Below are 13,902 nucleotides of genomic sequence, written 5' to 3'. Positions count from 1 at the left end.
CCCTGGATTCAGGAATTTACCGCTTTGCGAATGCGTGCTATGGCCTCGCGAATTTCAGCTTCTGAAGCCGCGTAGGAAATACGTATACAATTCGGATTGCCGAAGGCTTCCCCGGTTACCGTTGCCACATTGGCTTCTTCCAGCAGATACAAGGCAAAATCAGACGCATTGTTAATGGTTTTGCCCCTGAGCGTCTTCCCAAAGAAATCTGAGATATCCGGAAACACGTAAAACGCTCCTTCGGGCACATTCACCTGAAACCCCTCTATTTCCCTCAGCAATTGCAGGATAATATCCCTCCGCTTGTGGAACTCATCTATCATAAAGCGGATCTTTTCAACAGGGGCTTGCAGGGCAGCTATAGTTGCTCGCTGTCCGATGGCATTGGCCCCGCTGGTAATCTGCCCCTGAAATTTGGTACAGGCCTTGGCGATCCAGCTGGCTGCTCCAATATAGCCGATACGCCATCCGGTCATGGCAAAGGCTTTGGAAACCCCGTTCACCGTAATGGTCCGCTCATACATGCCGGGGATACCTGCAATGCTCACATGACCTTCCCTGAAATTAATATGCTCATAGATCTCATCTGAAACGATAAAAATATCCGGGTATTCGCGCAGTACTTCAGCCAGGCCTTCCAGTTCCTTTTTGCTGTAAACGGATCCGCTGGGGTTGCAGGGGGAGCTGAACCAAAGCATTTTGGTTTTGGGCCCTATGGCCTTGCGCAGCTGTTCGGGTGTCATTTTAAAATCCGTATCTATGCTGGTCGGCACTTCAACCGGTACACCTTCCGCCAGCTTTACAATGTCGCTGTAACTTACCCAGTAGGGGGCTGGTAAAATGACCTCATCCCCTTTGTTGAGCATTACCATGGCCACGTTGGCCAGGGATTGTTTTGCTCCGGTAGAGACCACGATTTGATCCAACCCGTAGTCCAGCCCGTTATCCCGGCTGAATTTCTTTGATATCGCATCCTTTAAATCCCCATAGCCATCTACAGGAGAATAGCTGCTGTAGTTATCATCTATGGCTTTCTTGGCAGCTTCTTTAATAAAATCCGGAATGTTAAAATCTGGTTCTCCCAGACTAAGGCCAATAATATCTTTACCGGCCTGCCTGAGTTCCCTGGCTTTGGCAGCCATAGCGAGGGTGGCCGAAGTAGACATGTTGTTTATCCGGTCAGACAAATAGTGCTTCATAACAATGGAGGCGTTATTGTATTTGCAGGTTGGGTTCTTTCCCCAGTTCCTTCAGATGTTTAAAATGCGAAATTATAGCTTTCCGGGTAGTTTTATACTCATTGTAGGGCAAATTAAACTCCTTTGCCGTTTGTTTCACAATTTTGGAGATTTTTGTGTAGTGAATATGAGAAATATTCGGAAAGATATGATGTTCCACCTGGTGGTTCAGCCCGCCCGTAAACCAGTTAACGATCTTGTTTTTCGTCCCGAAATTCACAGTAGTGAGTAACTGGTGTATTGCCCAGGTATTTTTCATACTTCCATCCTCCTGGGGAAGGGGGGTCTCGGCATGGTCTACCACATGGGCTAACTGAAAGACAACCGAAAGGATCACCCCGGCAACATAATGCATGATAAAGAAGCCCAATAATACCTTCCACCAGGCAATATCGAGCACCAGCATGGGGATGACAATCCAGATGGTTATATAGATAAGCTTTGTGATCAGCAGTACGCTCCAGTTAACAACCGGGTTAGGAAATTTCCCATAAGCCAGTTTTCGTTTGGTATAACGGTACATCTGCATAAAATCTGTAGTAATGGCCCAGTTAAAAGTGAGCAGGCCATATAACAATACGGAATAGTAGTGCTGGAATTTGTGGAAGCGATGCCATTTGGCGTGTTTGGAAAAACGAAGAATCCTTCCTGCCTCCAGATCTTCATCGTGGTTGTGGATGTTGGTATAGGTATGGTGCAGTACATTGTGCTGTACCTGCCAGTTATAAACATTTCCCGCCAGGATGTAAATGGAACTTCCCATGAGTTTGTTGACCCACTTTTTAGACGAATAGGAGCCGTGGTTCCCGTCGTGCATCACATTCATCCCAACACCTGCCATTCCTACTCCCATTAGCATGGTTAGCAGCAGATTCGCCCAGTTGGGCATATTTAGGGTGAGGATCAGAAAGTATGGGGCGAGGAAAAGCGCAAACATAACTGCCGTCTTCGCATACAGTTTCCAGTTGCCTGTTTTTTTGAGTTTATTTTCTTTGAAATAGGTGTTCACCCGCTTATTCAGGGTTCTGAAAAATTGGGCGGAGTCGGTTCGTGAAAACCGGATAGTTTTGGATTGCATATTGTAAACGTACTGATTATAAAGTAATAACGATTTATTTTCGACTTTAATACCTGAACTAAAATAGTATTTTTGCCGCTAAAGGACAAAGATACGCATGACAGCCCAAACAGTATTCCAATATTTTCCCAATTTATCCGATACCCAAAAAGCCCGCTTTGAAGCTTTGGCAGCATTATATCATGATTGGAATGCAAAGATCAATGTGGTTTCCCGTAAGGATATCGATGAACTTTACCTGCGCCATGTACTGCATTCCCTTGGAATTGCCAAGGTACTGCGTTTTGAGCCGGGTGCTTCCGTACTGGACGTAGGTACGGGCGGGGGTTTTCCCGGAATCCCCCTGGCCATTCTTTTTCCGCAAACTCATTTTACCCTTGTGGATGCCATCGGGAAAAAAATCCGGGTGGTAGAGGAGGTCATTGCCGGGCTGGGTCTCGAAAATGCAGAGGCCAGGCAAATCCGGGTGGAGCAACTGCATGAGCAATTCGACTTTATAGTGAGCCGCGCCGTGGCGGCTATGCCCACCTTTGTACGTTGGACCGAAGGCAAAATCAAGTCAAAATCTGTGCATTCAGTGCCCAATGGAATCCTATACCTTAAGGGAGGTGATCTCAGTGAGGAATTATCAGGGTTCCCCCAGGCAGAGGTTACTGAATTGAGTCGCTATTTCAAGGAGCCCTTTTTTGAAACCAAAAAAGTAGTTTACCTCCCCCAGGCATCCCAATAAATAAAAAAGCCCCGGAACTTCCGGGGCTTTTTTATCTTATCCTAAAAAAGGATACCGGTAATCTTCAGGACTTACAAAAGTTTCTTTGATCAGTCTCGGAGAAACCCAGCGCATCAGGTTCTGGGCAGAGCCGGCTTTGTCATTTGTTCCGGAAGCCCGGGCCCCTCCAAAGGGTTGTTGTCCGACAACCGCCCCTGTGGGCTTGTCATTGATATAGAAGTTACCCGCACAATTTTCAAGTACCCGTGTAGCCTCTTCAATGGCATAACGGTCCCTTGAAATAACAGCCCCAGTGAGGGCGTAGATAGAGGTTTGGTCTATCAGCTCCAGGGTGCTGCTCCAGTTCTTGTCTTCATATACATAAACGGTAACCACCGGCCCGAATAATTCGGTTTCCATGGTTTCGTAATGCGGATCGGTGGTGAGGATCACCGTTGGGTCCACAAAATATCCCTTGCTCTTGTCGTAAGATCCCCCTGCAATGATTTCGGCACTCGGATGCTCCTTGGCCCGGTCTATATATGAGGCCAGTTTGTCAAATGAGCCTTCGTGAATTACAGCGGTAACGAAATGAGTCATATCCTCAGGAGAACCGGGTTTTTTAAGGGACTCGATGTCTTTTTTAACCAATTCCAGAATCGTTTCAGCCGAAGATTTCGGAAGATAAACTCTGGAGGCAGCGCTGCACTTCTGACCCTGGAATTCAAAGGCTCCCCTGGTGATAGCAGTAGCAACCTGCTGAGGTACGGCAGAAGGATGGGCAATAATAAAGTCCTTTCCCCCGGTTTCTCCAACTATGCGCGGATAGGTTTTATAGTTGTGTATATTATTTCCTATTTGTTTCCAGAGCGACTGGAAAATCTGAGTCGAACCTGTAAAATGCAGGCCTGAAAAATCGGGGTGCGCAAGCAGCGTATTGGTAATCATAACAGGATCTCCAAAAACCACATTGATAACGCCATCCGGCAGGCCAGCCTCCCGGAACACCTCAATAATTACCTGGGCCGAGAAAATCTGATGGTCACTGGGTTTCCAGACTACAACATTTCCCATCATGGCAGCACTGGCCGGCAGGTTTCCGGCGATGGCTGTAAAATTAAAAGGGGTAATAGCATATACAAAGCCTTCAAGCGGCCTGTATTCAACCCGGTTCCAGATGCCTTCGGCAGATTCAGGCTGCTCCTGGTATATCTGGGACATAAACTCCACGTTAAAGCGAAGGAAATCTATCAGTTCACAGGCTGCATCAATCTCAGCCTGGTGGATGGTCTTGGATTGCGCGATCATGGTCGCTGCATTGATTTTTGCCCGGTAAGGCCCTGCAATCAGGTCGGCTGCTCTTAGAAAAATGGCTGCCCGTTGCTCCCAGGAAAGTGCCGCCCATTTTTTACGGGCTTCGAGTGCTGTGGAGACGGCCTGATCTACTTCCTTTTGAGAAGCCAGGTGATATTGCCCTACCTGGTGCTGGTGATCGTGTGGAGGCGCAATTTTTCTAGTTTGGTTGGTGCGGACTTCTTTCCCATTGATATACATGGGGATATCTGCATTTCCGTTGAAGTATTCCTTGTATTGTTTCAGTACAGCTTCCCGTTCGGGAGAACCCGGAGCATACTCATTAACCGGTTCGTTTATCGCCGTTGGGACCTGAAAAAATCCTTTACCCATAATGCGTTTTTTTCTTTGATTAAAAATTCCATCAAAGGTACGAAAAGGGTCTTCCTTTTAAAAGGAAAAGAAGTTTAAAAGCGGGATTAATTCAGGGCAAAGGGCGCGCTGAATTTAAAAGTGGGGACGTATACCCTGAATTTCTCGGTTGAAGAAAAGTTCACCATATTGTAGTGCCCTTTCATGGCTCCTATAGGTGAAGCAAGCAGGCAACCGGAGCTGTAGGTATGAGATTCCCCGGGTTTGATGACCGGTTTTTTCCCGATAACCCCTTCCCCGTCAAGTACTTCAAAATCATTCAGGGAATCGAATATTTTCCAGTGTCGGGAGGTGAGCTGCACCGAGTCTTTGCTCTGGTTTTCAATGGTAATGGTATAACCGAAAGCAAAATGCATTTTATAGTTCTTGAAGAACGTCCCTTCAAAACTGGTATCTACCGAAATTTTTATCCCTTTGGTTACCTGTGTGATCATTTGCTGTTAATAGGTAATGGCGCTGCCCACAAAAAATGCTACCCCGGCCATCAAGGCTAAAATAAAAAAAATTGTGTTCAGTATGAGAAACTTTAAGATAGTTTTAAAACGACCCTGTTTATAAAAATTCCGCATGGCTTTATACAGGTAAAATCCAAAAACAAGCAGGAAGATCCCCGAGCTGTCAATCTTCAGTAAGAGGTCGATTAAAAAACTAATAATGAGCAAGATAAATAATAGCGACTGATTGTGGAAACTAAAAATCAGATTATCGGTGTAGGTGTAGTTTTTTCTGATATACACCCCCCAGACAAAGACTGTAAACAGGGGAAGGAAGAAAAAAGTTGCAAAGGGCAGCTTCGTCATAAAGTCAGACAGAAATGATCCCGGCCTTTGCAGGGCACGTTGTACACTTTTGGCCATATCAAAGGCAACGCGGTTTTCGTTCTTGTCATCCAATTCGTATTTCTTCGCGGCATCATCGTAGCTGAAAAGGGTGTCTTCATGGATCAGCTTGAAAAAAAGGGTGCTTTTTTCAATAAACCGCTCTGTAAAACCCTTTCCTGATAAATTGCTGAGGTACCCCTTAGGGTCTGCGATCATGGCGGAGTCTTTTTTGCGTTGTGCCTCAACAATTGAATTGGCCAGATTCTTGGAATCAATCTTTCCTTCTGTTTCGAGGGAATCCATTACTTGTTGAGCGGCATCGGAGAACTGATCTGTGCCTAAACCCCAGGTGAATTCGCTGTCCGGGTCGGAGTTGAGTTTACTGTCCAGGTTCACATTGTCCAGATCCCCTAAGTTGCCGGCAAATCCAATCAACAAAAAATAAATAAAAGCTAGGCTCAGAAGGAAGCGAAAAGGGTTGGAATAGGATACCCGTTTGCCGGCTATGTAGTCCAGAGAAATACGTCCCGGGCGGGTGAGAAGGGATACAAGGGATTTCCAAAGTCTTGAGTCATAATCGATCAGGCTGGAGAGAAATTCGTCCATGAAATCCTTCATCGTTAATTTCTTGGTACTGTTGGCCTGGGAACAGTTCGGGCAATACTTGTCACTCATGTCCAGGGGATGGCCACAATTAAGGCATTCCGTACCCCTGAAACGCAGTTGGTAACGACCCGCGGTTTTGGCTGGTTTGGTCTCCATTGGAGAGATGGATTAGTTGCTGATGTTCCTGGAATTGGTACTGCCAATTCCGATAACGCTGTCGTAAATATCCCCAAAATTCCGGTAATAAACCAATATGGTGTAAGTGTTTTCCGTGAAATGGAAATTCCCGCAAACTTCATTGAGGGCTACGGGGCCATCTTCCCTGGCGATAACGTATTTGAAATTGTAAAACCCCTGCTTCAGCAAAAGGCTAGCTTCCATATATCCCGTATCCGGATTGTACTCCATCCGGTTGAGGTCTTCAAGGGCATAATTGTTGTATTTTCCAAAAATGTAGACCTGATCAAAACCGATTTCATCGGTATAGGGCAGGCTGAAATGTACCCAGGTATACTCCGCTTCCCGGGAGGGGTCCCGGCCCTGAAGCGTTCTAATTACAAAATCCCCGTTGATATCCGGAAAATAGGTGTACTCCTGGTCAAAGCGCCACCGGTTTGGAAAGAGATAGTGATGGTAAAGGTCTTTAAACCCGATGCTGGAAATGGCGGCCGTGGGGGCCCTCAGATCGCTGCTGTCAAAATTCAGGTATTCGTTTCCGCCGAAAAAGGCTGTTTCCTTGTCGTACTTGTATACCAGTTCACTTCCTATGGTAAACTGAGGGGGAATGTTGTACCGGGCTGTGGGCCAGTGATAATTTTGCAGGATGGCAATTTTAACCTCTTTCTTGGGGTTGATTAGCTGAATGCCTGCAGGAATTACGCTAAACTGTACCGATTGTTTTTCCATCAGGTATTCGAAATCCCTGGAGCGGCGGACAATGGCGGGAACTTTTACCTGGTCCTGATATACCACAAAGCGCCTCGAAAACTGTAAGACATTGTTGGCATTGTAGATTTCAAGGATATAATTCCCGCTGACCCTGAGGCTTACCTGATTATTTGGGATGGTGAGCTGATAATTGGAATAGGGCTGCAGGGTGGTGTAGCTGTTTTCATAGTAGATAATCCTTTGATTATCTACCCCGCTTAAGTACTGTGACTTCAGCAGTTGCGAAGGCTGCCAGTCGTAGTCGCAATGCTGCAGGCGGAAATAGTAATCCTGTTCGCTGGCCGATAAATCGTCAAATTCAAGGTAGATGGATTCTCCTAACTGGACAATGGGAAACTGGTCTTCAGTGGGGCCTCTGAAAATGATGCTCTTGATGTTTTCGGGAGGATCAACTTCCAGCTGTACCTGTGCGAAAGAAGTCAGGCTGCAGAGAAGCAGTAAAAAATGTTTAAGATCTGGGCGCATTAAAAGCCTTTTTTCGGCTTAAAGGTAAACAAAAACCATGCCCCTGAAATTCCGACCGGTATAAAGCCTAAAAAAAGGGTTAATAATTATGAAAACGTTGTTAGATGTGCTATTTTTGGGCGGTATTTTTCTAACCTAAGGTCTACGATAATATGTCAACTGACATCCGAATAAAAAAAGGATTGAACATCAATCTTGTCGGTGCTGCAGAACCTTCTACTTCCAAAGCTGTTTCCAGCAATGTATATGCCATCAACATGGACGATTTTCACGGGATCACCCCGAAAATGTTGTTCAAGGAAGGTGGAGAAGTAAAGGCGGGTGAAGCACTTTTTTACAGCAAGGATAACGAAAAGATGCTTTTTGCATCCCCGGTGAGCGGTGAGCTGATCGAAATAGAACGGGGTGCGCGCAGGCGGATCTTAAACGTGAAAATTCTTGCGGACAAGGAGCAGAAGTATCTGGAACACAAGCCACTTGATATTCAGAAAGCGGATGCTGCAAGCATTCGCGAATACCTGTTAAATACGGGATGCTGGCCTTTTATCAAGCAACGCCCATACGATCGCATAGCAGATCCGGAAGCTACTCCCAAGGCTATCTTTGTATCGGCATATGTGACGGCTCCCCTTGCAGCCGACATCAATTATACCCTGAAAGGAAAAGAAAAAGAATTACAGGCGGCCATAACGGCCCTTGGGAAACTCAGTCCGGGAAGTTTGCACGTGAGTATGGGCAAAGGAGAAGATTCTCCGTTTTCAGGACTACAGGGTATTGTGGAGCATCGCGTAAGTGGGCCGCACCCAGCTGGTTTGGTCGGGACCCAGATCAATAAGATCGACCCTATCAACAAGGGGGAGGTTGTCTGGACGCTGAGCCCGCAAGATCTGGTACTGATAGGAGAAACCTTACTGAGTGGAAAATATAATGCAGAGCGTATTGTAGCCCTGGCAGGTTCCTGCGTCAAGTCTCCTCAGTATTACAAAACAAAAATAGGAGCTGAAATTTCCACCTTCCTTTATGCCAGCGGAGTGAGCAATGAACATTTCAGGCTGATCAACGGGGACGTGCTTACGGGCCGTAAGACCCGCCCGGAAGGCCACCTTGGGTATTACAACAATACAGTTACAGCTATCCCGGAAGGGGATGATTACGAGTTCTTCGGATGGAATAAACCCGTCTTTGACAAGATTTCCACCACCCGTGCGCTTACCTTCTCATGGCTGCAGCCCAAAAAGAAATACGACCTGACTACCAATACCAACGGGGAACACCGCGCCTTTGTGGTTACCGGGAAATACGAGGAGGTTTTTCCTCTGGATATTTACCCGATGCAATTGTTGAAGGCCTGTATGGTTAAAGACCTGGACGAAATGGAACAGTTAGGGTTGTACGAAGTGATCCCTGAGGATTTTTCCCTCACTGAATTCATATGTATATCCAAACAACCTCACCAGCAAATAATCCGTGAAGGATTGGATTTACTTTATAAAGAAATAGGATAAATATGAGCGATAAGAGACTTACGTTTAAAAAACGCCTGCACATTATCAAGCATCGACTGAGGGGTAAAAAAGTTGCCCCAGCATTTAATGCTTTCCATACGTTTTTGTTTACCCCGGATGAAACAACTCATTCAGGGTCGCATATCCGTGGGGCAGACGATTTGAAACGAACAATGAACACTGTAATAATGGCGCTTTTGCCGGTGCTGTTGTTTTCCTTTTTCAACACCGGATATCAGCATTATGCAGCCATAGACGCAGCTAATGGAATGCCAAGGGAACTGGCACTATGGGAAAATTTCCTTACCTGGGAGAATTTCTGGTTGGGCTTTATACAGGTGATGCCCCTGGTAATTATATCTTATGGAGTAGGGCTTTTGGTTGAGTTTATCTTTGCGATGATCAAGGGTCATGAGGTGGAGGAAGGCTACCTGGTTACAGGGATGCTGGTACCCCTTATCGTACCGGTAGATACCCCACTATGGATGCTTGCCGTGGCCGTGGTATTCGGAGTGGTTATTGGAAAAGAGGTTTTCGGGGGTACCGGAATGAACATCCTCAACCCTGCCCTTACCATACGGGCCTTTTTATTCTTCGCCTATCCTACCTGGATGAGCGGGGATAAGGTCTGGGTACACCAGGCCGTCGATCGGGCCGGCACCCCGGATGCGATCTCAGGCGAAACCATTTTAGGATATCTGGCACAGAATAGCAGTTACGATTACAGCGTGTCTGATATGTTCTTTGGCTTTATCCCGGGTTCTGTGGGAGAGACTTCGGCTTTTCTGATCTTGCTGGGTGGTTTGTTCCTGATTTTCAGCAAAATTGCTAGCTGGAGGATTATGGTCAGCGCTGTTTTGGGCGCCTTGGCTATGGGGCTGATCTTCAATGGCGTAGTAGACCAGGGATGGATAACAGAAACCAGCCGGTTTTATGGATTAATGAGTTTTGATTTCTGGAAGCACCTCATTGTGGGTGGTTTGGCTTTTGGAATTGTTTATATGGCAACCGACCCGGTTACCGGTTCTCAGACCAACCGCGGGAAATGGATATATGGTTTTTTGATCGGGTTTATTTCCGTAATGATCCGGGTCTTCAACCCTGCCTATCCTGAAGGAGTATTCCTGGCCATTCTCCTGATGAACGTCTTTGCACCAACCATTGATCATTACGTGATTCGGGCAAACGTTAAAAAACGACTGAAACGACTTAAAACGGCCACCATCCTGCCTAAGACCACGGATGGCAAGGCCCAGGAACTTAAAGCAGAAACAGTATAATTATGGCGGTAAATACAGACAAAAACGTCTACACAGTTCTATTTGCAGCCCTGATGGTGGTAGTTGTAGGTTCGCTGCTGGCGTACCTGGCATCTGCCCTTAAAGGCAGGATACAGGAAAACGAGCGCTTTGAAAAGCAGCAGAACATCCTCTATGCCATGGGCGTGAACGAGAATGTCGATGAAGGTTCCGTAAACTTTGTCCCTACCGACAGGGTAGAAGAAACCTTCGGACAGTACATAAAGGAGCAGCTGATCATCAGTGGGGATCAGATCACCCAGAACGATGAGGCCTACCTGATCGACATGAAAAAACAGGTTGCTGCCGCCAAGGCAGGTGAAACTCCGCAACTCCCCTTGTTTATAGGAGAAAAAGACGGGGAGACCTTTTATATCATTCCGATGTACGGAAAGGGCCTCTGGGATGCTATCTGGGGCTTTATTGCCCTGGATGATGAAATGGTGGTACAGGGGGTTTATTTTGACCACAAGGGGGAAACACCCGGCCTGGGAGCCAATATCAAGCAGCGCTACTTTATGGATGACTTCAAGGGAGAATCTATTCTGGATGGAACACGCTATGCAGGCATTAATGTGGCCAAAGGAAACAATGACCCGGTAAATGAAGATAAGACAGACAATGAAGTAGACGCCCTTGCCGGGGCAACCATTACCGGTAACGGGGTTTCAGCAATGATTTCCCAAAGCGTAAACCTTTATAAGGATTATTTAGAAACCATTAGAAAACAATAATATGGCACTGCTTTCCAAAAAAGATGCAAATCTTATTTTAGATCCCCTGGCGGACAACAACCCTATTACTATACAGGTGCTGGGAATTTGTTCTGCCCTGGCGATTACTGCTGAGTTAAAAGCATCCGTGGTAATGGCCCTCTCGGTAATCTTCGTGCTGGGTGCTGGGAATGTGGTTATTTCCCTGATGCGGAATATCATACCGTCCAAGATCCGGATCATTGTGCAGCTTATAGTGGTAGCTACCCTCGTAATTGTGGTGGACCAGGTCCTCAAGGCATTTGCCTATGAACTGAGTAAAACCCTTGCGGTTTTCGTCGGATTGATTATCACCAACTGTATCATCATGGGACGCTTTGAAGCCTTTGCCCTGGGTAACGGGCCCTGGAAGTCTTTTCTGGATGGGATCGGAAATGCCCTTGGATACGGGGTTATCTTGATCATAGTAGGATTTTTCCGCGAATTGCTGGGATCCGGAACGCTTTTCGGCTTCCCCGTCCTTGGAGATCCTATTGCGAAAACCGGGCTTTACGCCACCGGATATGAAAACAACGGCTTTATGATTATCCCCCCGGCTGCCCTGATAGTGGTTGGGATCATTATATGGGTACAGCGGTCGCGAAACCCTGCCCTGATAGAAGAGAACTAAGCGGTCTGAAATCTTATAAAAAGCTATTATGTTAGAACATGTAGAATTATTTTTTAAGTCCATTTTTATAGATAATATGGTCTTTGCCGTATTCCTTGGAATGTGCTCTTACCTGGCTGTTTCCAAGAAGGTGGCAACTGCGGTTGGCCTGGGTGCAGCTGTAATATTCGTACTTGCGGTAACCGTTCCGTTGAACTGGTTACTGGATCAGTACTTGCTGCAGGAAGGCGCCCTGAGTTGGCTGGGACCGGAGTACGCAGAATACGACCTGAGTTTTCTTTCCTTTATCTTATTTATCGCAACCATTGCTACCATGGTGCAGCTGGTAGAGATAGTAGTGGAAAAATTCTCACCTTCCCTGTACAACTCCCTGGGTATTTTCCTCCCGCTGATCGCAGTAAACTGTGCAATCCTTGGAGGCTCCCTGTTTATGCAGGCCCGGGAAATCCCTAATCTGGCTCTTGCCTTCAATTACGGCGTAAGTTCGGGTATTGGATGGTTCTTGGCTATCCTTGCCATTGCGGCCATTCGTGAGAAAATCCGGTATTCCAATGTTCCGGCTCCGCTTCGCGGTCTGGGGATCACTTTTATTATCACCGGTCTGATGGGGATTGGCTTCCAGAGTTTTGGAGGGATGCTTACAGGCGGAGATGAAGGTGTTGGTGAAGTGGAAGAAACCGTACAAACCGAGCAGAAGGCTCCTGAGGCGGAATTGACAAAAACTGAAAATGATGCGGAAACGGCAGAACAAGACGCCGTATCCTATAACGACGTAACAATCAACAAGCAATGATATTAGCTACAAGCACTGTTGGAACTATAACGATCACCATTATCGCATTTCTGATTCTGGTAATGGCCCTTGTTGCTCTTTTACTTTTTACCAAGGAAAAGCTATCGCCTTCAGGACCTGTGACCATTACCATAAATGGTGAGAAACAATTGGAGGTGGCTTCTGGGAGTTCCCTGCTGTCTACCCTTGGAAACAAGAAGATATTTCTCCCCTCAGCCTGCGGGGGAGGGGGAACCTGCATTCAATGTGAATGCCATGTACTTTCAGGTGGAGGAGAGGCTCTGCCTACTGAAACCCCGCATTTTTCAAAAAGAGAACTTACTGAGGGTGCTCGCCTTGCCTGTCAGGTAAAGGTTAAGCAGGATATGGAGATCACCATTCCTGAAGAGGTTTTCGGGATCAAGAAATGGGAAGCAACGGTAGTGAGAAACTTTAACGTAGCTTCCTTTATCAAGGAGTTCGTAGTGGAGATTCCGGAAGATATGAATTACAAGGCAGGAGGGTATATTCAAATTGAAATCCCGCCCTGTGAAGTACCTTATAAGGATATTGACATTACGGCCCACCCCGAAGAACACGAAACACCGGACAAATTTCAGGCAGAGTGGGATAAATTCAATTTATGGCCACTGGTAATGAAGAATCCGGAAACCGTTGAGCGTGCCTATTCCATGGCCTCTTACCCTGCTGAGGGAAGGGAGATCATGTTGAACGTTCGTATCGCAACACCGCCATGGGACCGTTCCAGGAACGGCTGGATGGACGTTAATCCCGGGGTTGCCTCGTCCTATATTTTTGCCTGCAAACCAGGTGATAAGGTAACTATATCCGGGCCTTACGGAGAATTCTTTATCAATGAGTCGGAATCCGAAATGCTCTACGTGGGCGGTGGAGCCGGGATGGCCCCAATGCGGTCTCATTTGTACCATTTGTTCAAGACCCTGAAAACCAACCGGAAAGTGACCTATTGGTATGGGGGTCGCTCCAAACGGGAATTATTCTACATAGACCATTTTAAACGCCTGGAAAAAGAATTTCCGAACTTTAAGTTTTACATGGCCTTGTCAGAACCCCTGGAGGAAGACAACTGGAAGGTTAAGGAAAATCTGGATGCTCCAGGAGACGGCTTTGTGGGCTTTATCCACAATTGTGTGATTGAACATTATTTGAATCATCATGAAACCCCTGAAGATATCGAGCTGTATTTCTGTGGACCGCCACTGATGAACAAGGCCGTACAGAAAATGGGAGAAGATTTTGGCATCCCGGATGAGCACATCCGATTTGACGATTTCGGAGGCTGATTTCTGCAAACCATATACCAAACCGATAT

13 protein-coding genes are annotated in these 13,902 nt (G+C 46.5%); 7 read left to right on the top strand and 6 right to left on the bottom strand.

Translation table 11 applies throughout. From position 1 onward, the window contains the following. Nucleotides 1-8: 8 nt before the first annotated feature. Nucleotides 9-1,199 carry a pyridoxal phosphate-dependent aminotransferase gene (locus tag ACT6NV_RS02075; protein WP_445385617.1) on the bottom strand — a complete coding sequence of 397 codons (1,191 nt, stop codon included), beginning with the start codon at nt 1,197-1,199 and terminating at the stop codon, nt 9-11. Between the two features lie 13 nt (nt 1,200-1,212). Continuing rightward, nucleotides 1,213-2,316, bottom strand: coding sequence for a fatty acid desaturase family protein (locus ACT6NV_RS02070; protein ID WP_445385616.1), 1,104 nt, complete (start codon nt 2,314-2,316; stop codon nt 1,213-1,215). A 97-nt stretch (nt 2,317-2,413) separates the two neighbouring features. Here ACT6NV_RS02070 and rsmG point away from each other — a divergent pair, with 97 nt between their 5' ends. After that, nucleotides 2,414-3,046, top strand: a complete 633-nt coding sequence (gene rsmG, locus ACT6NV_RS02065) for a 16S rRNA (guanine(527)-N(7))-methyltransferase RsmG (protein ID WP_445385615.1) — start codon at nt 2,414-2,416, stop codon at nt 3,044-3,046. A 36-nt stretch (nt 3,047-3,082) separates the two neighbouring features. On the opposite strand, the gene pruA is transcribed toward rsmG, so the two are convergent. The 4 genes from pruA to ACT6NV_RS02045 all read right to left on the bottom strand — a co-directional run bounded on the left by pruA (nt 3,083) and on the right by ACT6NV_RS02045 (nt 7,590). Then, the gene (gene pruA, locus ACT6NV_RS02060) at nt 3,083-4,711 is read right to left on the bottom strand and encodes an L-glutamate gamma-semialdehyde dehydrogenase (RefSeq protein ID WP_445385614.1); all 1,629 of its coding nucleotides are present in this window, start codon (nt 4,709-4,711) and stop codon (nt 3,083-3,085) included. Nucleotides 4,712-4,797: 86 nt separating this feature from the next. Continuing rightward, nucleotides 4,798-5,184 (bottom strand): Co2+/Mg2+ efflux protein ApaG, encoded by a 387-nt coding sequence (gene apaG, locus ACT6NV_RS02055; RefSeq protein ID WP_445382818.1) that lies wholly within the window; start codon nt 5,182-5,184, stop codon nt 4,798-4,800. A gap of 6 nt (nt 5,185-5,190) precedes the next feature. Continuing rightward, on the bottom strand, nt 5,191-6,333 hold the full coding sequence (locus ACT6NV_RS02050; RefSeq protein WP_445385613.1) for a DUF3667 domain-containing protein: 1,143 nt from the start codon (nt 6,331-6,333) through the stop codon (nt 5,191-5,193). A gap of 12 nt (nt 6,334-6,345) precedes the next feature. Beyond that, nucleotides 6,346-7,590: a type IX secretion system plug protein gene (locus ACT6NV_RS02045; RefSeq protein ID WP_445385612.1), complete on the bottom strand. Its 1,245-nt coding sequence runs from the start codon at nt 7,588-7,590 to the stop codon at nt 6,346-6,348. Between the two features lie 152 nt (nt 7,591-7,742). Between ACT6NV_RS02045 and ACT6NV_RS02040 the strand changes: the two genes are divergently transcribed. Genes ACT6NV_RS02040 through nqrF form a run of 6 tightly spaced genes read left to right on the top strand, consistent with a single transcriptional unit; the run spans nt 7,743 to nt 13,873 of the window. Beyond that, the gene (locus ACT6NV_RS02040; protein WP_445385611.1) at nt 7,743-9,095 is read left to right on the top strand and encodes a Na(+)-translocating NADH-quinone reductase subunit A; all 1,353 of its coding nucleotides are present in this window, start codon (nt 7,743-7,745) and stop codon (nt 9,093-9,095) included. A gap of 2 nt (nt 9,096-9,097) precedes the next feature. After that, nucleotides 9,098-10,375 carry an NADH:ubiquinone reductase (Na(+)-transporting) subunit B gene (locus tag ACT6NV_RS02035; protein ID WP_445385610.1) on the top strand — a complete coding sequence of 426 codons (1,278 nt, stop codon included), beginning with the start codon at nt 9,098-9,100 and terminating at the stop codon, nt 10,373-10,375. Between the two features lie 2 nt (nt 10,376-10,377). After that, a complete protein-coding gene (locus ACT6NV_RS02030) occupies nt 10,378-11,127 on the top strand; it encodes a Na(+)-translocating NADH-quinone reductase subunit C (protein WP_445385609.1) in 750 nt (249 codons plus the stop codon). Between the two features lies 1 nt (nt 11,128). Then, nucleotides 11,129-11,776 carry an NADH:ubiquinone reductase (Na(+)-transporting) subunit D gene (locus ACT6NV_RS02025; protein WP_445385608.1) on the top strand — a complete coding sequence of 216 codons (648 nt, stop codon included), beginning with the start codon at nt 11,129-11,131 and terminating at the stop codon, nt 11,774-11,776. A 28-nt stretch (nt 11,777-11,804) separates the two neighbouring features. After that, a complete protein-coding gene (gene nqrE / locus ACT6NV_RS02020) occupies nt 11,805-12,569 on the top strand; it encodes an NADH:ubiquinone reductase (Na(+)-transporting) subunit E (protein ID WP_445385607.1) in 765 nt (254 codons plus the stop codon). Beyond that, entirely contained in the window at nt 12,566-13,873 is a 1,308-nt protein-coding gene (gene nqrF / locus ACT6NV_RS02015) for an NADH:ubiquinone reductase (Na(+)-transporting) subunit F (protein WP_445385606.1), read from the top strand. The genes nqrE and nqrF overlap by 4 nt, the downstream gene beginning before the upstream one ends. Nucleotides 13,874-13,902 lie beyond the last annotated feature (29 nt).

The sequence above is a fragment of the Robiginitalea insularis genome (assembly GCF_052497835.1).
The sequence above is the reverse complement of the archived record's forward strand: the minus strand, read 5'-3'. Positions and strand labels throughout refer to the sequence as shown.

Bases quoted from the DNA above. Each gene is read 5' to 3' on its own strand.
- ACT6NV_RS02075 (WP_445385617.1), bottom strand. From the start codon at position 1,199: ATGAAGCACTATTTGTCTGACCGGATAAACAACATGTCTACTTCGGCC.
- ACT6NV_RS02070 (WP_445385616.1), bottom strand. From the start codon at position 2,316: ATGCAATCCAAAACTATCCGGTTTTCACGAACCGACTCCGCCCAATTT.
- rsmG (WP_445385615.1), top strand. From the start codon at position 2,414: ATGACAGCCCAAACAGTATTCCAATATTTTCCCAATTTATCCGATACC.
- pruA (WP_445385614.1), bottom strand. From the start codon at position 4,711: ATGGGTAAAGGATTTTTTCAGGTCCCAACGGCGATAAACGAACCGGTT.
- apaG (WP_445382818.1), bottom strand. From the start codon at position 5,184: ATGATCACACAGGTAACCAAAGGGATAAAAATTTCGGTAGATACCAGT.
- ACT6NV_RS02050 (WP_445385613.1), bottom strand. From the start codon at position 6,333: ATGGAGACCAAACCAGCCAAAACCGCGGGTCGTTACCAACTGCGTTTC.
- ACT6NV_RS02045 (WP_445385612.1), bottom strand. From the start codon at position 7,590: ATGCGCCCAGATCTTAAACATTTTTTACTGCTTCTCTGCAGCCTGACT.
- ACT6NV_RS02040 (WP_445385611.1), top strand. From the start codon at position 7,743: ATGTCAACTGACATCCGAATAAAAAAAGGATTGAACATCAATCTTGTC.
- ACT6NV_RS02035 (WP_445385610.1), top strand. From the start codon at position 9,098: ATGAGCGATAAGAGACTTACGTTTAAAAAACGCCTGCACATTATCAAG.
- ACT6NV_RS02030 (WP_445385609.1), top strand. From the start codon at position 10,378: ATGGCGGTAAATACAGACAAAAACGTCTACACAGTTCTATTTGCAGCC.
- ACT6NV_RS02025 (WP_445385608.1), top strand. From the start codon at position 11,129: ATGGCACTGCTTTCCAAAAAAGATGCAAATCTTATTTTAGATCCCCTG.
- nqrE (WP_445385607.1), top strand. From the start codon at position 11,805: ATGTTAGAACATGTAGAATTATTTTTTAAGTCCATTTTTATAGATAAT.
- nqrF (WP_445385606.1), top strand. From the start codon at position 12,566: ATGATATTAGCTACAAGCACTGTTGGAACTATAACGATCACCATTATC.